The organism is Glycomyces niveus (assembly GCF_017592475.1).
GTDB classification, from domain to species: domain Bacteria; phylum Actinomycetota; class Actinomycetes; order Mycobacteriales; family Micromonosporaceae; genus Glycomyces; species Glycomyces niveus.
Map to the genome: position 1 here is coordinate 24,073 of NZ_JAGFNP010000004.1, position 22,636 is coordinate 46,708.

General features: G+C 71.0%; 21 protein-coding genes. 4 read left to right on the top strand and 17 right to left on the bottom strand.

From position 1 onward, the window contains the following. Positions 1–8: 8 nt before the first annotated feature. The 13 genes from abc-f to kdd form a co-directional block, all read right to left on the bottom strand. A complete protein-coding gene (abc-f, locus tag J5V16_RS08555; protein ID WP_208495687.1) occupies positions 9–1,625 on the bottom strand; it encodes a ribosomal protection-like ABC-F family protein in 1,617 nt (538 codons plus the stop codon). Positions 1,626–1,884: 259 nt separating this feature from the next. Next, complete coding sequence (locus J5V16_RS08560; RefSeq protein ID WP_208495688.1) at positions 1,885–3,207, bottom strand: M20/M25/M40 family metallo-hydrolase; 1,323 nt, start codon at positions 3,205–3,207, stop codon at positions 1,885–1,887. A gap of 81 nt (positions 3,208–3,288) precedes the next feature. Then, the gene (locus tag J5V16_RS08565) at positions 3,289–4,479 is read right to left on the bottom strand and encodes a cation:proton antiporter (protein WP_208495689.1); all 1,191 of its coding nucleotides are present in this window, start codon (positions 4,477–4,479) and stop codon (positions 3,289–3,291) included. Continuing rightward, complete coding sequence (locus J5V16_RS08570; protein WP_208495690.1) at positions 4,479–4,964, bottom strand: cation:proton antiporter regulatory subunit; 486 nt, start codon at positions 4,962–4,964, stop codon at positions 4,479–4,481. The genes J5V16_RS08565 and J5V16_RS08570 overlap by 1 nt, the downstream gene beginning before the upstream one ends. A gap of 53 nt (positions 4,965–5,017) precedes the next feature. Next, positions 5,018–5,911 (bottom strand): transglutaminase domain-containing protein, encoded by an 894-nt coding sequence (locus J5V16_RS08575; protein ID WP_208495691.1) that lies wholly within the window; start codon positions 5,909–5,911, stop codon positions 5,018–5,020. A gap of 144 nt (positions 5,912–6,055) precedes the next feature. Then, positions 6,056–7,138: a polysaccharide deacetylase family protein gene (locus J5V16_RS08580; protein ID WP_208495692.1), complete on the bottom strand. Its 1,083-nt coding sequence runs from the start codon at positions 7,136–7,138 to the stop codon at positions 6,056–6,058. Positions 7,139–7,475: 337 nt separating this feature from the next. Then, entirely contained in the window at positions 7,476–9,434 is a 1,959-nt protein-coding gene (locus J5V16_RS08585) for a phosphatase PAP2 family protein (protein ID WP_208495693.1), read from the bottom strand. 197 nt (positions 9,435–9,631) lie between these two features. Then, positions 9,632–10,636, bottom strand: coding sequence for a serine hydrolase (locus tag J5V16_RS08590; protein ID WP_208495694.1), 1,005 nt, complete (start codon positions 10,634–10,636; stop codon positions 9,632–9,634). Between the two features lie 83 nt (positions 10,637–10,719). Next, on the bottom strand, positions 10,720–12,048 hold the full coding sequence (locus J5V16_RS08595) for a glutamate mutase L (RefSeq protein WP_208495695.1): 1,329 nt from the start codon (positions 12,046–12,048) through the stop codon (positions 10,720–10,722). Further along, positions 12,045–12,428, bottom strand: coding sequence for a 3-aminobutyryl-CoA ammonia lyase (kal, locus tag J5V16_RS08600; RefSeq protein ID WP_208495696.1), 384 nt, complete (start codon positions 12,426–12,428; stop codon positions 12,045–12,047). Before kal ends, J5V16_RS08595 begins: the two co-directional genes overlap by 4 nt. Next, positions 12,425–13,168, bottom strand: a complete 744-nt coding sequence (kamE, locus tag J5V16_RS08605; RefSeq protein WP_208495697.1) for a lysine 5,6-aminomutase subunit beta — start codon at positions 13,166–13,168, stop codon at positions 12,425–12,427. Before kamE ends, kal begins: the two co-directional genes overlap by 4 nt. Continuing rightward, positions 13,165–14,766, bottom strand: a complete 1,602-nt coding sequence (gene kamD, locus J5V16_RS08610; RefSeq protein WP_208495698.1) for a lysine 5,6-aminomutase subunit alpha — start codon at positions 14,764–14,766, stop codon at positions 13,165–13,167. The genes kamE and kamD overlap by 4 nt, the downstream gene beginning before the upstream one ends. Beyond that, the gene (gene kdd, locus J5V16_RS08615) at positions 14,763–15,848 is read right to left on the bottom strand and encodes an L-erythro-3,5-diaminohexanoate dehydrogenase (protein ID WP_208495699.1); all 1,086 of its coding nucleotides are present in this window, start codon (positions 15,846–15,848) and stop codon (positions 14,763–14,765) included. Before kdd ends, kamD begins: the two co-directional genes overlap by 4 nt. Positions 15,849–16,062: 214 nt before the next feature. On the opposite strand from kdd, the gene J5V16_RS08620 reads away from it, so the two are divergent. The 3 genes from J5V16_RS08620 to J5V16_RS08630 all read left to right on the top strand — a co-directional run bounded on the left by J5V16_RS08620 (position 16,063) and on the right by J5V16_RS08630 (position 18,940). Beyond that, positions 16,063–17,511 (top strand): KamA family radical SAM protein, encoded by a 1,449-nt coding sequence (locus tag J5V16_RS08620; protein WP_208496169.1) that lies wholly within the window; start codon positions 16,063–16,065, stop codon positions 17,509–17,511. Further along, entirely contained in the window at positions 17,508–18,347 is an 840-nt protein-coding gene (locus J5V16_RS08625) for a BKACE family enzyme (RefSeq protein ID WP_208495700.1), read from the top strand. Before J5V16_RS08620 ends, J5V16_RS08625 begins: the two co-directional genes overlap by 4 nt. A gap of 71 nt (positions 18,348–18,418) precedes the next feature. Next, a complete protein-coding gene (locus J5V16_RS08630; RefSeq protein ID WP_307792901.1) occupies positions 18,419–18,940 on the top strand; it encodes an isochorismatase family protein in 522 nt (173 codons plus the stop codon). A 60-nt stretch (positions 18,941–19,000) separates the two neighbouring features. Here the strand turns inward: J5V16_RS08630 and J5V16_RS08635 are convergent, their stop codons facing one another. After that, a complete protein-coding gene (locus J5V16_RS08635) occupies positions 19,001–19,354 on the bottom strand; it encodes a hypothetical protein (protein WP_208495701.1) in 354 nt (117 codons plus the stop codon). A gap of 100 nt (positions 19,355–19,454) precedes the next feature. Then, positions 19,455–20,372 (bottom strand): alcohol dehydrogenase catalytic domain-containing protein, encoded by a 918-nt coding sequence (locus J5V16_RS08640; RefSeq protein ID WP_208495702.1) that lies wholly within the window; start codon positions 20,370–20,372, stop codon positions 19,455–19,457. 119 nt (positions 20,373–20,491) lie between these two features. Between J5V16_RS08640 and J5V16_RS08645 the strand changes: the two genes are divergently transcribed. Continuing rightward, the gene (locus tag J5V16_RS08645) at positions 20,492–20,932 is read left to right on the top strand and encodes a winged helix-turn-helix transcriptional regulator (RefSeq protein WP_208495703.1); all 441 of its coding nucleotides are present in this window, start codon (positions 20,492–20,494) and stop codon (positions 20,930–20,932) included. Here the strand turns inward: J5V16_RS08645 and J5V16_RS08650 are convergent. Further along, positions 20,918–21,526 (bottom strand): phosphotransferase, encoded by a 609-nt coding sequence (locus tag J5V16_RS08650; RefSeq protein WP_208495704.1) that lies wholly within the window; start codon positions 21,524–21,526, stop codon positions 20,918–20,920. The genes J5V16_RS08645 and J5V16_RS08650 overlap by 15 nt on opposite strands. 95 nt (positions 21,527–21,621) lie before the next feature. Next, a complete protein-coding gene (locus J5V16_RS08655; RefSeq protein ID WP_208495705.1) occupies positions 21,622–22,608 on the bottom strand; it encodes an ABC transporter substrate-binding protein in 987 nt (328 codons plus the stop codon). Between the last annotated feature and the right edge of the window lie 28 nt (positions 22,609–22,636).

The window sequence follows — 22,636 nt, forward strand, 5'->3', positions numbered from 1 at the left end:
GTCGCGGTCTACTCGATCGCTCCTGCGTCCATTCGCAGGTGGCGGCCTCGGAACGCATCGCGGAGGCGCCGGTCGTGGCTGACGAGGATCACGGTCCCGGCATAGTCCGCCAAGGCTTCTTGGAGCTGTTCGGCGAGCAGCGGGGACAGGTGGTTGGTCGGTTCGTCGAGAAGGAGGACATCGACTGGGCGGCTCACCAGTCTCGCCAGTTCAAGACGGCGGCGTTGGCCCACCGAGAGCGTCGCCACCGGCTTGCCGAATTCCTCGCGCGTGAACAGTCCCAGGCGATCGAGTGCTTCGGCGTGCTCATCGAGCGTGCCGACGCGGCCTGAGGCGAACGCCCGGAGGACGGACGCTCGGTCGGAGCCGGGTGCGGCGAGTTGGCGGAGGTGGCCGATTGCTCCGTTGCGATCGGCCATGCCTTCGTCCGGTTCGAGCTCACCGGCCAGGACTCGCATGAGCGTGGTCTTGCCCGCGCCGTTCGGGCCGGTGATGAGGACTCGTTCCCCTCTCGCGATCGAGAGGGAGTCGAGCTTGAGGCGGTCGCCTACGCGGATGCCCTCGCAGCGCAGGGCCGGAGCGTCGGTCTCGGCGGCGGTGACGGCGAGTTCGGCGCTGAATCGCAGCGGTTCGGGCGGCTGCGGCACCGGGTCGGCCCGCAGCCGTTCGAGCATCTGCTTCGCGACCTTGATGCGGCTGCTCGCGCCGTGGGTGCGGCCTCGAGCCCGGAAGCCGCCGTGGCCGAAGCCGGCCTTCTCCAGCTTGCGGGGGATGGCGTCCATGCGGACCACGTTGTGGTCCACGATGCCCTCCTGGCGGTCCACTTCGCTCTTCCAGGTTTCGTAGGCCTCGATCGCCTGCAGGCGTTCGGTCTCCTTCGCGTTCAGGTAGCCGGCGTAGCCGTTGCCGTAGCGGCGGGCTCTGCGGTCGGCCACTTCGATCATGGTGGTGGTGACGGCCTCCAGGAAGGCCCGGTCGTGGGTGACGGCGACGACCGTCCCGCGCCAGTCGCGCAGCTGCGCTTCCAGCCAGGTGACGGCGTCGTCGTCGAGGTCGTTCGACGGTTCGTCGAGCAGCAGCAGCGCGGGCCGTGACGCGAGGGTCGCGGCGAGCATGAGCCGCGACCGCTCCCCGCCCGAGAGCGTCCCCAGGGGACGGTCGCGGTCGAGTGCGGGCAGGCCGAGGGCCGCCATCGCCTGGTCGACGCGGAGGTCCGCCTCCCAGCCTTCGCGGGCTTCGAAGTCCGCGAGGAGGTCGGCGTAGGCGTCGCCGGCGGTCTCGTCGCCGGCGGCGATCCGCTGCTCGGCCCGCCGCATGGCGCGTTCGATCGCGCGCAGGTCGGCCAGCGCGAGGTCGATCGCGTCGGCGACCGTGTCGTGCTCGGGGAGGTCGAGTTGCTGCGGCAGGTAGCCGATGCCTCCCGGTGAGACGACGGTGAGCTCCCCGTTGTCGGGGTCCTCCGCCTGGGCGATGAGCCTGAGCAGGGTGGACTTGCCGGATCCGTTGTCGCCGATGACGCCGATCTTCTCCCCCGGTTTGACGGTGAAGGAGACGCGGTCGAGGACGAGGCGGTCGGCGTAGCGCTTGGTTACTTCTACAAGGGACAGTTGGGCATGGCGGAGCATGCGCGCCTCCAGAAAGCAGTCCTGTTCGGGAAAGGGAGAGGAACGGCACGCGTGCACAGAAGAAGCCCATTGGCTCAGTGGATTGCGATGCGTGCCTCGGCGGTCCTCGCGGAGCTCGGCTCTACGCGGGACCTGGCTGCTTTCTAAAGGAAAATCAACATCGCCGCCAATGGTAGCGGCGATCGGGGTGCGGTGTCCAGAGTTCGAACGGCCCCGAGCCGGTGAGCGTGCTCACTGGCTTGGGGCCGTTGGGCTTCAGCTAGGACTGGGAGACGAAGCGGTCCATGACGTCGACGCCGAACTTCAGGCCGTCGAGCGGGACGCGCTCGTCGATGCCGTGGAAGAGGGCGGTGAAGTCGAGGTCCGCGGGGAGCTTCAGGGGAGCGAAGCCGAAGCAGCGGATGCCGAGGGTCGCGAAGGCCTTGGCGTCGGTGCCGCCCGAGAGCATGTACGGGACGGTGCGCGCGCCGGGGTCGGCCTGGCGGATGGCCTCGGCCATGGCGTCGACGAGGACGCCGTCGAAGCCGGTCTCGTAGCCGGGCTGGCGGATCTCGTACTCGAAGTCGATGCCGTCGCCCGCGAGTTCGCGCAGGGTGGCCTCGAGTTCGTCGTTGCGGCCCGGGAGCGAGCGGCAGTCGAGGACGGCCTCGGCGGTGGAGGGGATGACGTTGGTCTTGTATCCGGCGTTGAGGCGGGTGGGGTTGGCGGTGTTGCGGAGGGTCGCGCCGATGAGGCGGGCGACGGGGCCGAGCTTGGCGACGGTCTCGTCGGGGTTGTTCGGGTCGAACTCGATGCCGGTGAGTTCGGAGACGGTTTCGAGGAACTGCCGCACGGTGGGGGTCATCTCGACCGGGAACCGGTGCTCGCCGATGTTGGCGACGGCCCGGGTGAGGCGGGTGACGGCGTTGTCGTCGTGGAGCATCGAGCCGTGGCCGGGGCGGCCGGTGGCGCGCAGGCGCAGCCAGTCGAGGCCCTTCTCGGCGGTCTGGACCACGTAGACGCGCAGGTCGTTGGGAAGGGTCATGGAGAAGCCGCCGACTTCGCCGACCGCTTCGGTGACGCCCTCGAAGACCTCGGGGTGCTCTTCGACCATGAAGCGGGCGCCGTAGTCGGAGCCGGCCTCTTCGTCGGCGGTGAAGAGGAGGACGAGGTCGCGCGGGGGCACCTTGCCGCGGCGTTTCCAGTCGCGCACGAGCGCGAGGAGCATCGCGTCGAAGTCCTTCATGTCGACCGCGCCGCGGCCGAAGAGGTAGCCGTCCTTGATCTCGCCGGAGAAGGGGTGGACGGTCCACTCGCCGGCCTCGGCGGGGACGACGTCGAGGTGGCCGTGGAGGAGGAGGGCGCCGCGGCTCGCGTCGGCGCCGGGGTAGCGGCAGGCGACGGAGGCGCGGCCGGGCGCGGACTCGTAGATCTTCGGTTCGAGGCCGACTTCGGCCAGCTTCTCCGCGACGTACTCGGCGGCGGCGCGCTCGCCCTTGGCGGTCGCGTTGTCGCCGGTGTTGGTGGTGTCGATCCGGATGAGGTCGCGGGCGATGTCGACGACCTCGTCTTGCGGGCGGGGCGGGTTCGCGGTTTCAGCCATCCATGAGTTCTATCAAGCCCGGATAAGGGTTCGCGGTGCGCGGTGGCGGGAGTCGCACTCTTCACTCCCGCCACCGCCTCGTCATGACGCGGCCGCGGCGAGACGCCGGGCGCGGTTCTTCTTGCGGCGCTTGGCCACGATCGGTCCGGCCAGGCGCGGTGCGAGCGGGCCGACGGCGGCCAGGATCAGCACGTACGCCGCGGCGACGGAACCGAGCGCGGGATTGAGCCCGGCGGCGACGCCGAGACCGGCGATGACGATCGAGAACTCGCCGCGCGGCAGGAGCACGAGCCCGGCGCGGAGCTTGCCGGTGAAGGCGGAGCCGGAGCGGCCCGCCGCCCACCAGCCGGTGGCGAACTTCGTCGCGATCGTGCAGACCGCCAGCGCGACGGCGACCGGGAGCACCGGCGGCAGCGCGGTCGGGTCGGTCTCGAGCCCGAAGTTGACGAAGAAGACCGCCGCGAACAGGTTCTTGAGCGGTTCCAGGGTCTCCTCGGCCTGGCGCGAGACCTCGCCGGAGAGGGCCATGCCGACGATGAACGCGCCGACTGCGGCCGAGACGTGCACCTGCTCGGCGAGTCCGGCGACGACGAGGACGATGCCCATGACCTTGAGCATGAGGATCTCGTCGTTCGGCGAGGCGAGGAAGCGCGAGAGGAGCCCGCCGAAGCGGGAGGCGATGACGAAGGCCGCGGCGACGGCCAGGAGGGCGACGCCGAGGCCGACGGCGGCCTGCGCGAACGCGAGCCCGGCCAGGATGGTGGTGAGGATCGGCAGGTAGAGCGCCATGATCATGTCCTCGGCGACGAGGAGCGCGAGGATCGTGGGCGTTTCGCGGTTGCCGAGCCAGCCCAGGTCGCTGAGGACCTTCGCGATGATGCCGGAGGAGGACACGTAGGTGACGCCGCCGAAGACGACGGCGGCGACCGGGCCCCAGCCGAGCAGGAGCGCGCAGGCCACGCCGGGGGCGGCGTTGAGGACCAGGTCGACGACGGCGCCGAGCCAGGAGGTCTTCATGGTGCCGAGGAGCTCGCGCGGCGTGTACTCCAGGCCGAGGGTGAAGAGGAGGAGGACGACGCCGACTTCGGCGCCGACGTCGAGGAAGCCGGTGATGGCGTGCATCTCGTAGATGCCGCCGTGCCCGAAGGCGAGGCCGGCGAGGAGGTAGAGCGGGATGGCGGAGATGCCGAACTTGCCGGCGACGGCGCCGAGCAGACCGAGGGCTCCGATGAGCAGGCCGAGTTCGAGGAGGAGCGCGACGGTCCCGTGCATTAGGCGGAACCGCGCAGAATTCGGTCGACTTCGTCGACGGCCTCCTGGGTCCCGATCGTCACGAGGCGGTCGCCGACGTGGAGGATCGCGGAGGGGGCGGGGCCGGTCTCGACGCCGTCGGCGCGGACGATGGCGACGATGGACGCGCCGGTGCGGGTGCGGGCGCGGGTGTCGCCGAGGGGGCGTTCGGCGTACGGACTGGTGGCGTCGACCTTGAGCTGGCGCGAGACGAGGTTGTCGATCTCGTGGTGGAGGCGGTTGAGCTTCTCGACGATGCGGGCGCCGCCGAGGAGTTCACCGATGGCGGCGGACTCGTCGGCGGAGAAGACGATGCAGTCGAGCATCGAGTCGGGATCGTCGGGGTCGTAGATGATGAAGTCGCGGCGGCCTTCGCGGTGGGCGACGATGCCTAGGCGGACATGCCGTTTGGTCTCGAATTCGAACCGCACTCCGATTCCGGGCAGCTCGGTGCGCTCCACGTCCACTTTTGTGACTCCTTTTGTGTGGGATACGCACCGAACCGTACCGCACGGGGCGGTCAGTCGACCGGGATGACCGGTTCGGCGGTCTGCCGGACCGCATTGAGGACCTGCTCGGGGACGCGGAGTCGCTCGTCGGCTTCGTAGCGCGACCGGACGTCGGCGGCGGTGTCCGGGTCGGCGGTTACGGCTGCGAGTTCGTCGAGGAGCGCGTGGAGGTCGGGGCCGATCTCGTCCTCGGGTTCGGGCATGCGGCCCCATACGTCCCAAGGTAGAAGCTCCATGTTGGTGAGTGCGGCGGCGTCGCGGATGAGGTTGGCGGCGATCCACCAGGGACCGCTCTCGCCGGGGATGCCGGGGAGGCCGCACTTGTCGGCGTCGAGTTCGCCCGCGCGGTAGGCGGTCCAGGCCTGCCCGGCGACGACGAACCTGTCGCGGGGCACGTCGGCGGGGTCGAAGTCGATCTTGAACGCCGTGGCCTGGACGGGGTCCATCTGGGCGTCGGAGAGGATCCAGCGTTCGCCGTTCCAGTGCTCGGCGACCCAGTGGTCGATGTACCACTCGGAGGCCGGGTCGTAGTGCAGGAAGCCGCAGCGGGCGCGGGCGGGGACGCCGTGGGCGCGCAAGGCGGCGACGGTCATGAGGGTGAAGGTGCGGCAGGTGCAGGCGAGGCGGTGCTGCGGTTCGCGCGGGTCGGCGAGCGGCCGGGCGTCGTCGTCGAGGATCTGCCCGAGGATGCGGTCGGCGGCGCGGAGGTGGGCGGTCTCGCGCCGGGCTTCGGCGAGTTCGAAGCCGTACAGGTGGGTGAGGGCCTGGTGGACGAGGACGCCTTGCACGGCGGTGAGGATCGAGGGGAGGTCGCCGGGGACGGCGAGGAGGGCGTCGCGGTGGGCTCCGGCGTCGGAGAGCGGGCCCGGTTGGGTGTAGTAGGCGAGGACTTCACTGGCGCTCATGGCGTTCCTTTCGGTGGAGTGCCTTGAAGCCTAAGGAAATTCGTGCCTATTCTTCCAAATTCAATCGTACAAATGTGCGGGCTTGAATTTGTGGGAATTTTGCCGGGCCTCCGGCCGGTGTCGGCCGGAGGCCACTCGCTTCCGTCAGACGCGGGTCCACTTCTGGTTGTCGCCGCCCCAGCAGCTGTAGAGCTGCACGGGGGCGCCGTCGGAGGAGCTGTAGACGTCCAGGCACATGTTCGCGTAGGCGACGCTGCGGATGGTGCCGTCAGAGCTGAACGTCCACTTCTGGTTCGCCGCGCCGCCGCAGGCGTTGATCTGGATCTGCGTGCCGTTGCTCCCCGCAGGTGCCCCGAGGCACTTGCCGAGGATGCGCAGCTCCTGGGCCGCGGTGTACGCGAACTGCTGGTTCGCGTTGCCGTGGCAGGTGTAGAGCTGGACCTTGGTGCCGTTGGCGGTGTTGCTGCTCGGCACGTCGATGCATTTGCCGGCCGAGTTGCTGCGCAGCATGTCCGTGTCGGTGCCGCCGCCGGAGCCGTCGGGGGCGACGGCCCGGCCGGTGCTCGGGGAGATCATCCCGGCGCACAGCCCGCGCGAGCGCAGGTCGGCGGCGATCTGCGGGATCGCGTTGATCGTGCTCTGGTAGAGGTCGTGCATCAGGACGACGCCGCCGCTCTGGACGCTGCGGACGTTCTGCACGATCTGCGCGGTCGTGGTGCTGGAATCCCAGTCCCGCGAGTCCACGCTCCAGAGGATCTCGGTGAGCCCCTGCTGGGCCGCGACGGACTTGACCGTGGCGTTCGTGGCGCCGTAGGGCGGCCGGAAGAGGACCGGGGTGACCCCGGTGGCCTGGCGGATCGCCTGCTGGGCGCTGGAGATCTCTTGTGCCACTTGGGAGGAGGAGAGCTTCGTCAGGTCGGGGTGGGTCTGCGTGTGGTTGGCGATCCACATGCCCGCGTTCACCTGCGCACGGGCCAGCGAGGGGTTGGCGGCGACGTTCCGCCCGATGTTGAACATGGTGGCCCGCAGGCCGTTGGAGGTCAGGGCGTTGAGCAGGTTTGCAGTGGTGCCCGAGCTGGGTCCGTCGTCGAAGGTGAGCGCGACGTAGCCGTTGCAGGTCTGCGCCTGCGCGGGCGACGCGGCGGCGACGATGACCATGGCGGCGGTGCCGATCGCGAGGGCGAGGGCGGACAGGGTGGCGATGAGCGTTCGCATGCGGCTTCGCATGGTCGGCCTCCTTGGGGGTGTCGCCCGGCGCACCGGCCGGCGGAGGCCGGCGGCGTACCGGGGTACGGCGCATCAGTCGGCGTCGACGAACTCCCAGGGGTGAGGGCCCTAGTCGTCATGAGGGCGTGACGATGGATCGATGTCCCGTGAACATGCAGGAACGCCTGCAATTATCCTGTCCCGATCCGCTGGAGGACAAGGGTTCCACACCACCAAACATCGAGATACGTCGATTTCTAGGCGGATGGCCGGGGAACGGGCGGCGAGCGGACGCCGAACGGAAGACGCGCCTGCCCCGGCCGCTCGGCGGCCGGGGCAGGACGGGATGAGTCGGGTCTTAAGCCGCGCCGATGCGGACGTTGACGCGCTGCTTCTCGTACTCCACAGTGGCGGTGTAGCCGGGGACGTCGAGCACGACCTCGGCGAACTTCCCCTTGACCTCCTTGGCCTTGACGACCGGGAGCTCCACGTCCGCGACGGGCGGGCGCTGGGGGTCGAGGGCGATCCGCAGGACCGCGCCCGCGCCGAGGGTGACCTGCTTCGAGACGTCGAGGGCCGGTTCGCCGCCGTCGTTCAGGACCACCTGGAGGGTGGCGTTCGACTGGGCGAGCGCTCGCAGTTCGAGCTGGGCGGCGTCGACCGCGAAGGTGCCGCCGGTGAGCGTGGTGCCGCCCTTGCCGAGGGCGTTCGCCGAGGCGGCGCGCAGCACGCCCTCCTGGACGACCACGCCGCCCGAGAACGAGTTGTCGCCGGCGAGGGTCAGCGCGCCGGAGCCGGTCTTGGTGAGCTTGCCGCTGCCGCCGATGTCGTTGCGCCAGGTGTCGGCGGCGTTGAAGCCGCCCTTCTCGGCGTCCATGGCGACGGTGAGGTCCGCGTCGAAGCGGCCGTATCCGTCTGCGGCCGTGAAGAGGTCGAGGCGGCCCCAGTACTCGGGACCGTCGAGGATCGGGTACCCGCCCTTGAGGGCGGTGGTGCGCAGCACCTCGCGGCGCTGGTCGGCGTCCAGGTAGGGCAGTCGCGTCTCCAGAAGCACTTCCGCTCCCTTGGGGACGACCATGGCGGTGTCAGAGCCGGACCGCTCCAGGAAGTAGGTGAGGCGCTCGCGGTAGCGCTCGCGGTTGGCCTCGCGGTCGGCGTACTCGTCGGTGTCGGGGCCCTCGCGGTGCGCGTACGCGTACAGCTCGTCGGCCGATACGCCCGTGACGGCAGTGAAGTACGCCAGGGCCTGGGCGCGGGCCTCGGCCTTGACCGTGGCGTTCGCCGGGTCGTGGAGGGTGGCGGCGGCGAGGGCGGTGCCGAGGAGGCGGCCGCCGACGACGTCGACCACCGAGTGCATGCCGCAGGTGATCCGCGAGTGCGCGACGTCCGAGGCGCGCACCAGCAGCTCCTGGAAGCGTTCAGGGACGGCGTAGGCGTAGACGTACGCGGAGATCCAGGCGGCGTTCGCGTGGCCGGAGGGGAAGCCGCCGTCCGTGGCCGGGGTGGTGGACTTGTGGCGGAGCAGCTGCGGGGCGACGACCACGGGCGATTCGTAGGCGGGGACGCCGAGGACGGGGATGCCGCCCGTGGGCGCCACTTCGCTGTCGCGGTTCATCCGCCACGGGCGCGGGTACATGTACGCGGCCTTGCTGGGGTTCCCGGAGGCGTAGGTGCCGCGCAGGGTGCTCATGAGCGCGACGACCTTGCCGAGGTCCGAGTCGGCCGCGCCGGCGCCGATGGCGGACCCGGCCGGGGCGTCGGCCGGGACGGCGTCGTCGATCTTGCCGGCGGGGACGCCGTCAGGGGCGGCGGTGATCGAGGTGACGGCCTTCGCGCCGGTCTTGTAGTGGGCGGCGAGCGGGCCGAGGCCGCCGATGGCGCTGTAGCTCTGGTGCTGGCGGTCGAAGATGAAGGACTGCTTGGCGACGGCGAGCGGCCGGTCGGTGGTGACCTCGACGCTGTAGTCGATGTTGTCCTCGAGGACGCGCTCGTCGATGACGGTGCCGGTGTCCCAGGTCGGGCCGGTCTGCCAGATCTCCTCGAAGCCGCTGAGCGCCCGGATGGCCGCGTTGGTCTCCGCGGTGGTGTTCACCGGGACGTTCGTGGTGTAGGTGTCCACGAAGGCCGGGCCGTCGTACTGGGCCCATTGGGCGGTGACGGGGGGCGTCCCGGTCGGGGTTGACTCTACTGTGGACTGGAGCGCGCTAGTCGGCAGCTCGTTCGCGGCCGCGTGCTCGGCGGCGACCGCGGCGGCGACGATCCCGGCGGAGCCGGCGAGGAGGGCGCGGCGGCCAATCGTGTGCTGTTGTCCTGGCATGTTGTGCTCGATTCAGTGCGGAGGGCAGGGCCTCGCGGCCGTGGGGGCGGCGCCGCGGAACATCGGTGAGCATCACTCTCGCGGCGCGCGGTGAACGGATCGTAGCGGCCCGGTGAGCGCGGTCTGCACGGTGGCTAACGTTTGCAGCGGACGTGCGGAGGTCCCGGCCGCACCGCGGCCGGGACCTCCTGGATCGCTTACTGGGTCAGGCCGCCGTTGAGGGCTTCCTGCTCCACTTCGAGCTCGACCGCGTTGGTCGCGGCGGTGCCCGCGGCGTTCACGATGTCGAACATCTTGCGGCCCATGGCGGCGTGCGCCTGCACGGCCGGGTGGGTCGCGCCGTAGTTGCCCCAGTGGTTGGTGAACTGAGCCATGAACGAGTAGACGAGGGCGGGCGCGCCCGCGCTGCTGTAGACGACGCCCGACTCGTTGCGGGTGGCGTCGTCCGCGCCGTACTTCATGGCGACGCGGGCGCGCTCGACCGAGGACATGTTGCGGCGGAAGCCGTCGTGGTAGCCGCTGAGCCCCTTGAGGATGTTGAGGAAGAAGCTCGTGCCCTTCGCCGAGAGCAGCTCGCCCTTCGCCAGGCGGGTGAGGAGCTTGTTGGTCTCGATGGTGGTGGTGTCGCCGAGCCACATGCGGTTCGGGTTGGCGGGGTTGGGGATCACGCGGGTGTCGGTGAAGCCCTTGGCCGCCAGGGTCTCGTTGATCTCGGCGGGCGGGCAGACCAGGCCGCACAGCCGCACCGAGGTGTTGTCGGAGGTCAGGAGCATCGCGACCAGGACGTTGGCGACGGTGATCTCGTCGCCGTACGCGGTCTGGTGGAAGTAGAAGCCCGAGCCGGTGAGGATGATGTCCGGGGTCAGGGTGATCCGGTCGTCCAGGGCGAGCTCGCCGCGGTCGATCTTGTCGAGCACGCCGAGCGCGATGCCGAGCTTGTTCATGCTCGCGGCGGTCTGGACGCTCGCGGAGTTCTGGTTCACGGCCACGACCGGCGCGGCGGTGCCGTTGAGCAGGGTCACGTACCCCTGCCAGGTGCCGCCGGCCTTGGCGGTCTCGGCGTCCCAGACCGCCTTGATCGCCTGGGCGGTCGTGGTGGCCTGCGCGGTCGACCGCTCCGCGTGCGCGGCGGAGGCGGAGCCGAGAACGGCCCCGCCAGCGGTCACGGCGGCGCCGAGCTTGATTACATCGCGTCGTTCCATGGTCGCCTTTCGTTGGCTTGCAAGGTGCTGAGGGATGTTCCATCACAGGTACGCCCGGAGCGGGGCGAGCGGTTGCCCGCGGATCAGAACGAAGTGGACCTGAGGAGTCCTATCGCGAGTCCGCGGCGGCCGTTGGCGGCGAGCAGCCCGGCCGGGGCGAGCCGGTAGTCCGCGTCGACGGCGAAGCGGGCGCCCTTCGGGGGCCGCACCCCGCCGGAGGTGTCCGCGCCGACCGCCTCGCGCAGCCACACGGCCGCATCGGGGTCGCGGCGCAGGATGCCGCCGGAGCCGACGACGAGGCTCACGGCGGCGAGGTCCTTGCCGCCGCGCAGCGGCTCGGTCGGGCCGCCGATGCGCTCGCCGCGGGCGTGCCGCCGCACGGCGATGCGGGCGGCGAGGGCGCTCAGCTCGGCGTCGTCGGCCGGATCGCTCGCCCGGAACGCCGGGTTCGCGGCCCGCAGCCGGGCGGCCTCGGGGAGGCCCCAGCCGGTCGGGAGGTCCTCCTCGTCGGCGGCCTCCACGATGCCGACGGCGGTGTGGCGGACGCCGAGGTCGCCTTCCACGGTCCTTGAGCGCCAAGCGGTCCCGGCGACTTCGGCGCGCGGGCCTTCGCGTTCGGCGTCGGGGGTGAGCACCGAGTAGACGTCGGTGGTCGCGCCGCCCACGTCGACCACGAGGAGGTCCGCGCCCGTGATCTCGGCGAGGAGTTCGACGCCGGTGAGCACGGCGTCGGGGGTGGCGGCCTTGACCATGCGGGTGAATTCGGCGCTGGCCGAGAGGTGCTTCCCGGCGATCACGTGGCGCAGGAAGACCTCGCGGAGCGCGGTGCGGGCGGGGACGGGGTTGAGGACCCCGATGCGCGGCAGGACGTTCGCGACGCGGGTCGTGTCGATCCCGGCCGCGGTGAGCACCGCTGCGACGTCCTCGGCGGCGTCCGCGTTGCCCGCCAGGACGACCGGGGTGCGCAAACCGGACTCGGCGAGCGCTTCGGCGTGGGCGCGCAGGGCGGTCTCGTCGCCGCCGTCGGTGCCGCCGGCCAGGAGGATCACGTCGGGGCGGGCGGCGGCGAGCTCCACGAAGTCCCCCGCCGCCAGGCCTCCTGCGCGCACGTCAACGACCTTGGCGCCGGCGCTGAGCCCGGCCCGGTAGGCGGCGCGGGCCGTGACCAGGGGCTCGTTGCCGATGACGGCGAGCCGCAGACCGCCGCCCGCAGACGAGCACACGAGCGTGTCGATCACCTTGGCGCCCTTGGGGACTGCTTCGGCGACGGCGGCGCGGAGGCCGTCCATGACGTCGGTCCCGATCGTGGTCGGGCGCGAGGCCCCGCCGAGGAGCGCGCCGGAGCCGGCGTCGACGGCGGCGGCCTTGGTGTAGGTCGATCCGACGTCGACGCAGACGACGGCTTCGGTCACGGGACGACGACCGTCCCGGTCGCGGTGGTGGCGGTGATCGGCTCGTCCAGCAGCGACGCCGCCGAGTCGCCGCGCTCGGGGTCGGCGCGGCACACCACTTTGAGCGTGAACTCGATGGTGCGGCTGCGGCGGCCGGTGCGGACCACCGTGGCGGTGGCCTCCACGACGTCGCCGGCCTTCACCGGCGCCTTGAACTGCACGTCCGCGTAGGACGCGAACAGGCCCTCGTCGCCGTCGGTGAGGATGCACAGCTCGGTGGCCACGTCGCCGAACAGGCCGAGCCCGTAGGCCCCGTCGACGAGGTTCCCGCCGTAGTGGGCGTGGCCGTGGGGGATGTAGCGGCGGTGGGTGACGGAGACACCGTCGTGGTTGGCGCTCATGCGTTCGCTTTCATGGTGACGAGACGGTGGACGAGATAGGAGGCCACATCGGACGGTGTGGTGCCGCGGGTGAAGATGCGGTCGACGCCGAGCTCGGTCGCGGCGCCCTCGTCGAAGCGGGGGCCGCCGACGACGAGCAGCGGCCGGCGCCCCGGCGGCAGCGCCTCCCGGAAGGCCGCCGACATCTCGCGGGTGTTGTGCAGGTGGGCGTCCTTCTGCGTCACGACCTGGCTCACCAGCACCGCGTCGGCCTCCTCGTCGACCGCGCGGTTGACGAGGTCGGGCACGGCGACCTGCGCGCCGAGGTTCACGACCCGCAGTTCCCGGTAGTACTCCAAGCCCTTCTCCCCCGCCACGCCCTTGATGTTGAGGATCGCGTCGATGCCGACGGTGTGCGCGTCGGTGCCGATGCACGCGCCCACGACGCAGAGCTTGCGGCCGAGCTTCTCGCGGATGGCGTCGTTGACGTCCTTGGGGCTCAAGTGCGGGTAGTCCTTCTCGACCACTTTGACCTCGTCGAGGTTGACGAGGTGCGTGGAGGCGCCGTAGACCACGAAGAACGTGTAGCCCTCGCCGATGGCCTTGGCGTGCACCAGCATCGCGCCGTCGAGCCCCATCTTCGCGGCGAGCTGGAGGGCCGCGCCCTCGGCGCGCTTGTCGTGCGGGACGGGCAGGGTGAAGGACAGCTGCACCATGCCGTCGCCGGTGGTGTCCCCGTAAGGCCTGATGATGCGGCTCATCGGGCGGCCTCCTTCCGCGCGCCGGCGAGCGGGGCGTCCTGGTCGGGGCTCGTCCGGTCCAACTCCTCTGCGGCCGGATTCCAGTAGTCGTCGGCGCGCTTCGCGACGCCGTCGAGGCCGCGCCCGCCGTCGGCGGGGCGCTTCATGATGCCGAAGGTGCCGTCGGCGATGGCGTTGAGCAGGCCGTCGTCCACGATCCGCTCGAGCAGGTCGACGGCTTCGCCGAGGACCTGGTTGGCGCGGCCTGCGATGAAGCCGTCCTTGGGCGGATGGAAGTCCTCGGCGAGGCCGGCGCAGGCGCTGAGCACGTACCGCACGTTCTGCAGTGCGATGTCGCGGTCGGAGAGCCAGGGGGTGACGACCGCTTCGGTCATCATGCCCACCAAGAGGATCGACTGCCCGGTCATGACCCCTGCGAGGTTGAAGAACCCGTCGAGGAGGTTGCCGCGGAAGACGTCGCCGGTCATGTGCTTGGTCGGCGGCATCCACTTCAGCGGCGCGTCCGGGAACAGCTGGCGGGCCAGCAGCGCGTGCGCGAGCTCGAGCCGGAACGACTCGGGCACTTCGGGGTTGATCTCGAAGGCGTGCCCGAGGCCCAGCAGCGGGTCCGGGAGCCCGGCCTCGTGCGCGAACCGCTCGTTGAGCAGCTGCGAGACCGTGACCGTATGCGCGGCTTCGACCGCGTCGGCGGTGGTCAGGTAGTTGTCCTCGCCGGTGTTGATGATGATCCCGGCGCGGGCGTGGACCTGGCGGCTGAACCGCTGGTCCACGAAGGTGCGGATCGGGTTGATGTCGCGGAACAGGATGCCGTACATCGAGTCGTTGAGCATCATGTCGAGCCGGTGCATGCCCGCCAGCGCGGCGATCTCGGGCATGCAGAGCCCGGACGCGTAGTTGGTGAGGCGGATGTAGCGGCCGACCTCGCGGGAGGTCTCGTCGAGGGCGGCGCGCATGAGCCGGAAGTTCTCGCCGGTGGCGTAGGTGCCGGCGAAGCCTTCGCGGGTGGCGCCTTCGGGCACGTAGTCCAGGAGGGACTGGCCGGTGGAGCGGATGACGGCGATGACGTCGGCTCCGGCTTTGGCGGCCGCTTGGGCCTGCGGGATGTCCTCGTAGATGTCGCCGGTGGCGACGATGAGGTAGATCCAGGGGCGCTGGGGCGGGTCGCCGATCTCGGCGACGAGTTCGTCGCGCCTGATTCGGGACCGGTCGATGCGGTCGAAGCCGCGGCGGACGGCGGTTTGGGCGCGGGTGCGGGCGGCCTCGGCGTCGCCGCCGGTCGGGAGGGTGAAGCGGGCGCCGTCGGCGGCGGCCGCGTGGGCGAGGCGTTCAAGGTCAGGGAAGTCCTTGAGCGCGTGGAAGACCGGGAGCGCGATGCCGTGCTCGATGCCGACCTGCTCTTGGACGGCGTCGGCGAGGCGGTTGACCCAGGGGATGCCGTCGGGGTCGGCGCCGGTGAGTCCGGCGAGGCGCAGGGTGGCGCGTTCGACGGAGACGGTGGTGTGGCTGCGGGCCAGGTCGACGACGGGTTGGGCGGCGGTGGCGGCGAGGCGGCGGGCCTTGGCGACGACGGCCGGGTCGAGCGGGAGTTCGGCGGTCACGCTTGCTCCTCTTCGGAGAGGCTTGCGAGCTGTCGGTTCGCGTGGTCGACGCGGTCGATGAAGAGGTCCTTCAGGTGCGGGTTCGCCCTGAGCAGTTCGAGGGCGTAGTCGGCGTGGCCGGGGACGTAGCCGTTGCCGATGAGCATCTCGACGTCGGCGGCGAGGCCTTCGGCGCCGAGGGCGGCGGCCGGGAAGGACGTGGCCATGGAGAAGAAGACGATGGTGCCGCCGGTGGCGGTGGCGAGGATGGCGCCGTGTTCGCAGCCGGGGACGTCGACGCAGACGACGGTGACGTCCGCGCCGCCCCCGTCGAGCGCCTTGTTCACCTTTTTGGCGAGGAGGAGCGGGTCGGTGGCGTCGGCGACGACGATCTCGTCGGCGAGTCCGGAGCCGCGCAGCTGGGCGGCCTCGATCTCGTCGCGGACGACCGCGACGACCTGGGCGGCGCCGGCGTCGCGGGCGGCGGCGAGCGAGAGCGAGCCGGACTTCCCGGCCGCGCCGATGACGGCGACGGTGGCGGCGCCTTCGGGGCGGCGGCCCACGACGCGGCGGACGAGCGCGGGCGCGCCGCACACGTCGAGGACGGCGAGCGCGAGGTGTTCGGGCAGGTCGTCGGGGAGGACGGCGGCGATGGAGCGGGCGAAGAGGATGGCGTGCCCGCTGGTCGGCACCTGCTCGGATCTGCCGTCCCAGCGCGCCAAACGATCATCAATGCGCAGCGGGGTGAGGGTCAGGGAGACGAGGGTGGCGACCTTCTGGCCGGTCTTGAGGCCGAGCGGGGAGCGGGGGCCGACGGCGTCGACCGTGCCGATGAGCATGCCGCCGGAGCCGGTGACGGGGTTGTGCATCTTGCCGCGCCGCTCGATGATGGCGCGGACTTCGGCCCGAATGGCCTCGCCGTCGCCGCCGTGGGCGTCGTGGAGCTGCCGGTAGGAGGCCGCGTCGAGGTTGAGGCGCTCGACGCTGATGCGGACCTCGTCGTCGGCGATATCGGGGTCGGGGTCGAGCCGGTCGGCTGCTTGTGGCAGCGCTCCGGCGGGGCTGACGACTCGGTGCGATCCGACCGGTGAGCCTGTCGACATCGTTGCCGCCCTTTCTGGTAGCGGGGAGTTTATAGAGTCTCAATATGCGGGACCTAGCGCACAACAGTAACGGAAGGTTATCCTCGTCACAAGGACGGTCATCCCCGTCTGCGAGGTTTCCCCGGGCCAACAGCCCGGACATGGAGGTGAGAAGGTGTCGGATCGACCTACGGGAGACACCGCGCCCGTTGACGGCTCGCAAGCGTCGCCGAAGGTGCCCGTGATCGAGCAGCCCTACCAGTACCGGCGGCGCAGGCTCGACGAGCCGGACTGGACGCGGTTCCCCGGCTGGGCGGACGTGGCCGAGGCCGACTGGGCCTCGGCGCAGTGGCAGCGCGTGCACTGCGTCAAGAACGTCAAGCAGCTCCGGGAGGTCGTGGGCGACCGGCTCCACGAGTCGTTCTACGAGGACCTCGCGGCGGACATGGCGCACTCGGCGACCATGTCGATGCTGCTGCCGCCGCAGATGCTCAACACGATGGCGCCCGCGATCGAGGAGACCGCGCCCGGTTCGTGGACCGACGCGTTCTACGCCGACCCGGTGCGCCGGTACATGCTCCCGGTCGCCTCCGACCGGCACGCCGACTGGCCCTCGCACCCGTTCGCGACCCGCGACTCCCTGCACGAGCACGACATGTGGGCCGTCGAAGGCCTCACCCACCGGTACCCGACGAAGGTGCTCGCCGAGCTCCTCTCGACCTGCCCTCAGTACTGCGGGCACTGCACCCGCATGGACCTCGTCGGCAACTCGACCCCCACAGTGGACAAGCGACGGCTGGCGCTCAAACCGGTCGACCGGCAGACGGCGATCCTCGACTACCTCGAGACCCACCCGGGCGTGCGGGACGTGGTCGTCTCGGGCGGCGACGTGGCGAACCTGCCGTGGAAGCAGCTCGAGCGGTTCCTCGACCGGCTCCTCGACGTGGAGACCATCCGCGACATCCGCCTGGCCACCAAGGCCCTGATGGGGCTGCCGCAGCACTGGCTCCAGGACGAGATCGTCGAGGGCATGGCCCGCGTCGCCAAGCGCGCGGCCGGGCAGGGCGTGAACCTCGCGATCCACACGCACATCAACCACGTCAACTCGGTGACCCCTGCCGTGGCGCGGGCGGCGGCGGCGATGCTCGACGCGGGCGTGCGGGACGTGCGCAACCAGGGCGTGCTCATGCGCGGCGTCAACGACACCCAGGCGGACCTGCTCGACCTGTGCTTCGCGCTGCAGGGCGAGGCGAACATCCTCCCGTACTACTTCTACATGTGCGACATGATCCCCAACGCCGAGCACTGGCGCACCTCCGTCGCGCAGGCCCAGGAGCTGCAGACCGCGATCATGGGCTACCTGCCCGGGTACGCGACCCCGCGCATCATCTGCGACGTGCCGATGGTCGGCAAGCGCTGGGTCCACCAGCTCTCCGAGTACGACCGCGAGCTCGGGATCTCCTACTGGACCAAGAACTACCGCACCTCCATCGAGGCCGACGACCCCGACGCCCTCACCCGCCGGTACCCGTTCTACGACCCGATCGACACCCTGCCCAAGGCCGGCCAGGAGTGGTGGCGGCACATGCACCCGCCGGTCCTCGCGAAGGAGGCCGGGAACGCGGCCGCCGCGCAGTCCCGGCAGGCCGTCGCGAACCAGGACGCGGCCGCGGAGGTCGCATGACCGGCACCCTGATCACCGTGGCGCCCACCGGGGCCGAGGTCGACAAGGCCGAAGTCCCGGCGCTCCCGGTGACCCTGGACGAGCTCGTCGACGCCGCGAAGCGGTGCGAGCAGGCCGGAGCCTCGATCATCCACGTGCACCTGCGCGACGACGAGGCGAAGCCGACGCTGGACCCGGTCCGGCTGCGCGATGCCGTTGCGGCCCTTCGCGACACGACCGACCTCATCGTGCAGCTCTCGACGGGCGGCTCGGTGCGCGACGGCGAGGCCGCCCGGCTCGCGGTGCTCGACGCCGAACCCGACATGGCCTCCTGCACGATGGGGACCGTGAACTTCGGCGACGACGTCTTCATGAACCGCTGGGAGTTCATCGTCGGCCTGCACGAGCGCATGCAGGACAAGGCGGTCGTGCCCGAGTACGAGCTGTTCGACCTCGGGCACCTGGCGGCGCTCGAGCGGCTGCTCGACAAGGAGGGCCTGCCGTTCGGCGGGCACGTGCACGTCGACTTCGTGCTGGGCGTGCCCGGCGGCGCGGCCGGGGACGCCTCGACCGTGACCGCGTTCGCAGAAGGCGTGCGCCGGTACCTGCCGGAGGGGACCACGTTCTCCGCCACGGGCATCGGGCGGGCGACGCTGCCGGTCATGTTCGCCTCGCTGGCCCACGGCGGGCACCTGCGGGTGGGCATGGAGGACACGGTGTCGTTCGCGCGCCGGCAGCCGGTCACGGGCAACGACCAGCTGGTGGAGCGGGCCGCTGCGGCGGCCGCGCTGGCGCAGCGGCCGGCGATCACGACCGCAGAGGCGCGCAAGCTCCTGCGGATGCGCGACGCCGACTGAGTGGACGCTGCGAGCCCGGCCGCGTCGCGGCCGGGCTCGAGCCGTCGCCGCCCCCGATTAGTGTGGACGGCGTGACCTCCCTTGATCCCCGGCAGAGCGCCGTCGTCCTCATCGACCTGATGCCCCGGCTCCTGGAACTCGACCTCGAGCCCCGCACCGGACCCGCCGTCCTCGAAGCCTCGCTCGCCCTCGCCGAAAGCGCCCGCGACGCCGGTGCGCCCGTGGTGGCGGTGCGGGTGGAACGACCGAACGTGGGGGCGCAGCCGCCGGGCAGCGAACTGGCCCCGGCGGTCGCGAAGCTCGCCGATACGGTCGTGGTGAAGCGCTCGATCGGCGGCTTCTACGGCACCGACCTCGACGAGGCGCTGCGCCGGTTCGGCGCGCGAACCCTGGTCATGGCCGGCGTCATGACCAACCTCGGCGTGGAGTCGACCGCGAGGGCCGCCTCCGACCACGGCTACGACCTGGTGTTCGCCGAGGACGCCATGAGCGCGCTCAGCGCGGCCGAGCACGAAGGGGCGGTGACCCTCGACCTCCCCCGGTTCGGCGCCGTGGTCGGCTCGGCCGACCTGACCTGGCGGACGGGTTCCTGACCCGAACGGCAGGGCCCGGCCGCAAGCGGCCGGGCCTTTCTCGTTGCCTTGCAGTCACGCTCAGCGGTTGTTCTGCGCCTTCTTCAACCCTGCCATGAGGTCGTCGAGGTTCATGGCGGGCGAGAACGTGATCTTCGCGTGCACGTCGTCGAACATCGGATTGGAGATCACCGGCATCATCGACACGTCCTCCATGTCGAAGAAGATCATCATGGTCCGCATGCCGTCCTGCGGGAAGAAGTAAGCGGCCTCCGGCTTGAGCATGTCGAGCATCTGCTTCAGCCTGGCCGGCCACTCCTCGTCGGAGATATTGGTGGCTCCGTCGGCCGGGACCTGCGCCTTCATACACATGCGCATCGGGCTCATCCTCCTGGTCGCCGGACCGGCGGACGGCGCTTCGGGCAGTCGTGGCACCGGTCGGCACTCCCATTGCACCGCGGGCCGCAACCCCTGTCCGACTTTCCGAGAACTCCTCAAATCCCTGCCGATCAGGGCGCTGAGTGCTAGGCCGGGATTACGGCTTGAGGATGTAGCGGCCGCGCAGACCGCCTTTGGCGGTGGCCTTGTAGGCGTCGGCGGCCTGGCTCAGCGGCATGACCGCGTGCACCCGGGTGGCGAGGCGGCCAGACGCGGCGAGCGCCAGGAGCTCGCCCAGCCGCGCCCCGTCGGACTGCACCATCAGCGTCCGCACGGTGATCCCCCGCTCGGGCTCGGGCACGATGTTGGGGCGGACGCCGACGAAGACGCCGCCGTCCCGGACCGGGGCGATGCCCCACTCCTGCTGGGAAGAGGTGTCGACGACCGCATCCCAGCCGGGTGCCGCCTCGGTCGTGAAGTCGGCGCCCAGGCCCCGCACGAACGCCTCGTCCGCGGCGCGGGCCAGGCCCGTCACCCGCCAGTTCCGTTCGCGCGCAAGCGAGACCACATTCGCGCCGATTGCCCCGGCCGCGCCGGCCACGAGCAGCCGCGCGCCCTCGGCGGGCACGTCGCCGAGCAGGTCGACGATCTGCGCCGCGCTCAGCCCGCTGAGCGGCACCGTGGAGGCGGCGTCCAGACCGAGGCCGTCAGGGACGGCGGCGAGGTCGGCGGCGTCCACGATGAGCCGCTCGGCGAAGGTGCCGAAGTCGCGGTCGAAACCGACGACGATCCCCGCGACCCGGGTGCCTTCGGGCAAGTCGACCCCGGGTCCGACCGCGTCCACGGTCCCGGCGAAGTCCCAGCCCAGACCCGTGTGCTCGGCCTGGTCGATCATCCCCATGGTGTGGAAGAAGCCGCCCACGACACCGAGGTCGGTGGGGTTGACCGGCGCGGCGGCGACCGCGACGCGGACCTGGCCGGGGCCCGGCTCGGCGAGGGGGACGTCGATGATCTCGATCGAGTCCGGGCCTTCCGGGGTGCGGACGACGGCGGCGCGGTAGGTGGACGTGCTCATGGATTCGCTCCAGTGGTTGCTGTTCCGGCTTGACAGCTCTACTTTGCTCGGGTAACTCTCTATTGGGAAGTACGCACTTCGAAGTGCGTAGGTCACCCCGAAGTAGGAAGGACCGGCGCATGCCTACGAGGACCGCGGCGCAACAGCGCGAAGAGGCGCAGATGAAGTACAACGCTTATCTGGCCGCGTGCCCCAGCCGCCAGATGCTCGGCCGGATCTCCGACAAATGGGTGGCGCTTATCCTGGCGGCGCTGGGCGGCGACGACCCGCAGGCCGACCCCGACCGCGTCGGGCAGTCGCAGCCGATGCGGTACTCCGAACTGTCGCGGAAGCTGGCGGGGGTGAGCCAGAAGATGCTCACGCAGACGCTGCGCTCGCTCGAGCGCGACGGGCTGATCACCCGGACGGTGACCCCGACGGTGCCGACGACGGTCACGTACGAGATGACCGATCTCGGTGTCTCACTGCATCATCTGTGTCTCGGCATCAAGCACTGGGCTGAGTCGCACATCGAGGAGGTCCTGGCCAGCCGCGAAGCGTACGACTCACGCGGCGACTGAGGTCGCGGCGGCCCGGAAGCGGTCGGCGTAGGCCTCGCCGTACTGCGGGTTGAGCCCGGCGGTGAGGCTCCAGACCATGTCGTGGATGTCGCGGCCGCGGTCGGCGACGCCGAGGGCGCCCACGTCGATCACGCCGTTGACGGTGAGCGTCCGCGGGTCGAGGATGACGTTGGGGAGCATGTAGTCGCCGTGGCAGACGACGGGGTCCTCAGGGTCCGTCCCGGTTCGGAAGGGGCACTGGTCGACCGGGAGGGTGTGGAAGCGGGCGAGGTAGCGGCCGATCGCCTGCACGACCGCTTTCCGGTCGGGCTCGGGCCAGGGCTCGGCACCGGAGCGGCCGGGGACCGCCGTGGTGACGAGGTAGGCGCGGCCGTCGTCGAGCGCGCCTGCGGCCTCGATCGCGGGGGTGCCCGTATCGAAGCCCGCGAGCCAGGCGAGCGCCTCGGCCTCGCGCTCGAGCTGGTTGCCGACCTTGACGAACAGCTCGGTCGGCCCGGCGAGCCGCCACACCAGCGCGTCGGAATGGCCGATCCCGACCGGCTCCCACGTGTGGGAGCGGTAGCGGGCGCGCAGCGCTTCGATCGGACCGGGCATGTCCCCCAGCTTCGCATCGCCGGGCGCGGGCGGCAAGACGGTTTGCAGCGAGTGACGGGCCGCGCCCCGTTCGAGGAGGGCGCGGCCCGGGTCTGCTACTCGGCGTTCGGCAGTTCGACGCCGGTGGCGCTCGCCAGGTCGGCGAGGACGAGGCGGGCGGCCTGGATGCCGATGCCGCTCATCCAGATCTCGTCCTTGACGTTGAAGACGCGGTCGTTCTTGACCGCCTCCATCTCGGCCCACAGCGGGTTGTCCATGGCCGCTTCCTGCTCGGTGTTCTCCGGGACGTCGGCGGCGGTGACGAAGAGGAAGTCCGCGTCCGCGAGATCGATCTGCTCGGGGCCGACCTCGAGCGCGAAGTCGTCCACGTCCTGCGACTCGGGGCGGGCGACGCCGACGTCCTCGAGGATCACGCCGGAGAAGGTGGCCTTCTGGTAGAGGCGGGTCGGGCCGGCGACGAAGCGGACGATCGACACGGTCGGGACCTCGCCGTAGACGGCCTCGATGGCGGTCCCGAGCTCGGCGGCCTGGGCCTCGTACGCGGCGAGGGCGCCGGCGGCCTCGTCTTCGAGACCGAGGGCCTCGGCGTGGACCGCGAGGTTCTCCTTCCAGGCCACACCGGTGGTCTCGGTGAACACGGTCGGGGCGATCGCGGCGAGGTCGGCGTAGATGGCCTCGTGGCGGATCTTCGAGGAGAGGATCAGGTCGGGCGCGAGCTCGGCGATCTTCTCCAGGTCGGGCTCCTCCATCGGGCCGACGTCCACGGTGTTCTCGGTCATGGAGGCCAGGTAGTCGGGGAAGCCGCCGCCGCTCTTGAAATGCGGGGCGACCGCGCCGACCGGCTCGATGCCGAGAAGCGTCACATCGTCGAGCTCACCGGAGTCGAGGACCACGACGCGCTCGGGCTGGGCGGGGATCTCGGTCTCGCCCATGGCATGCGTGACGGTGCGCGGGAACGCGCCGGTCGCGTCGGCCTGCTGCTCGGCGGCGTCGCCGGTGGCGGTGGCCGCGCCGCAGGCGGCCGTGGCGGCCAGCGCGGCGGTGGCCAGGAGGGCCGCCGCGGCCCGGATCGTGGTCTTCATTCTTGATGGATTCCTTTCGGGTGGAAGG

What these genes read in the sequence shown, in the direction of transcription:
- abc-f (WP_208495687.1), bottom strand. Translation starts at nt 1,625, where the DNA reads ATGCTCCGCCATGCCCAACTGTCCCTTGTAGAAGTAACCAAGCGCTAC.
- J5V16_RS08560 (WP_208495688.1), bottom strand. Translation starts at nt 3,207, where the DNA reads ATGGCTGAAACCGCGAACCCGCCCCGCCCGCAAGACGAGGTCGTCGAC.
- J5V16_RS08565 (WP_208495689.1), bottom strand. Translation starts at nt 4,479, where the DNA reads ATGCACGGGACCGTCGCGCTCCTCCTCGAACTCGGCCTGCTCATCGGA.
- J5V16_RS08575 (WP_208495691.1), bottom strand. Translation starts at nt 5,911, where the DNA reads ATGAGCGCCAGTGAAGTCCTCGCCTACTACACCCAACCGGGCCCGCTC.
- J5V16_RS08580 (WP_208495692.1), bottom strand. Translation starts at nt 7,138, where the DNA reads ATGCGAAGCCGCATGCGAACGCTCATCGCCACCCTGTCCGCCCTCGCC.
- J5V16_RS08585 (WP_208495693.1), bottom strand. Translation starts at nt 9,434, where the DNA reads ATGCCAGGACAACAGCACACGATTGGCCGCCGCGCCCTCCTCGCCGGC.
- J5V16_RS08590 (WP_208495694.1), bottom strand. Translation starts at nt 10,636, where the DNA reads ATGGAACGACGCGATGTAATCAAGCTCGGCGCCGCCGTGACCGCTGGC.
- kal (WP_208495696.1), bottom strand. Translation starts at nt 12,428, where the DNA reads ATGAGCGCCAACCACGACGGTGTCTCCGTCACCCACCGCCGCTACATC.
- kamE (WP_208495697.1), bottom strand. Translation starts at nt 13,168, where the DNA reads ATGAGCCGCATCATCAGGCCTTACGGGGACACCACCGGCGACGGCATG.
- kdd (WP_208495699.1), bottom strand. Translation starts at nt 15,848, where the DNA reads ATGTCGACAGGCTCACCGGTCGGATCGCACCGAGTCGTCAGCCCCGCC.
- J5V16_RS08625 (WP_208495700.1), top strand. Translation starts at nt 17,508, where the DNA reads ATGACCGGCACCCTGATCACCGTGGCGCCCACCGGGGCCGAGGTCGAC.
- J5V16_RS08640 (WP_208495702.1), bottom strand. Translation starts at nt 20,372, where the DNA reads ATGAGCACGTCCACCTACCGCGCCGCCGTCGTCCGCACCCCGGAAGGC.
- J5V16_RS08645 (WP_208495703.1), top strand. Translation starts at nt 20,492, where the DNA reads ATGCCTACGAGGACCGCGGCGCAACAGCGCGAAGAGGCGCAGATGAAG.
- J5V16_RS08650 (WP_208495704.1), bottom strand. Translation starts at nt 21,526, where the DNA reads ATGCCCGGTCCGATCGAAGCGCTGCGCGCCCGCTACCGCTCCCACACG.
- J5V16_RS08655 (WP_208495705.1), bottom strand. Translation starts at nt 22,608, where the DNA reads ATGAAGACCACGATCCGGGCCGCGGCGGCCCTCCTGGCCACCGCCGCG.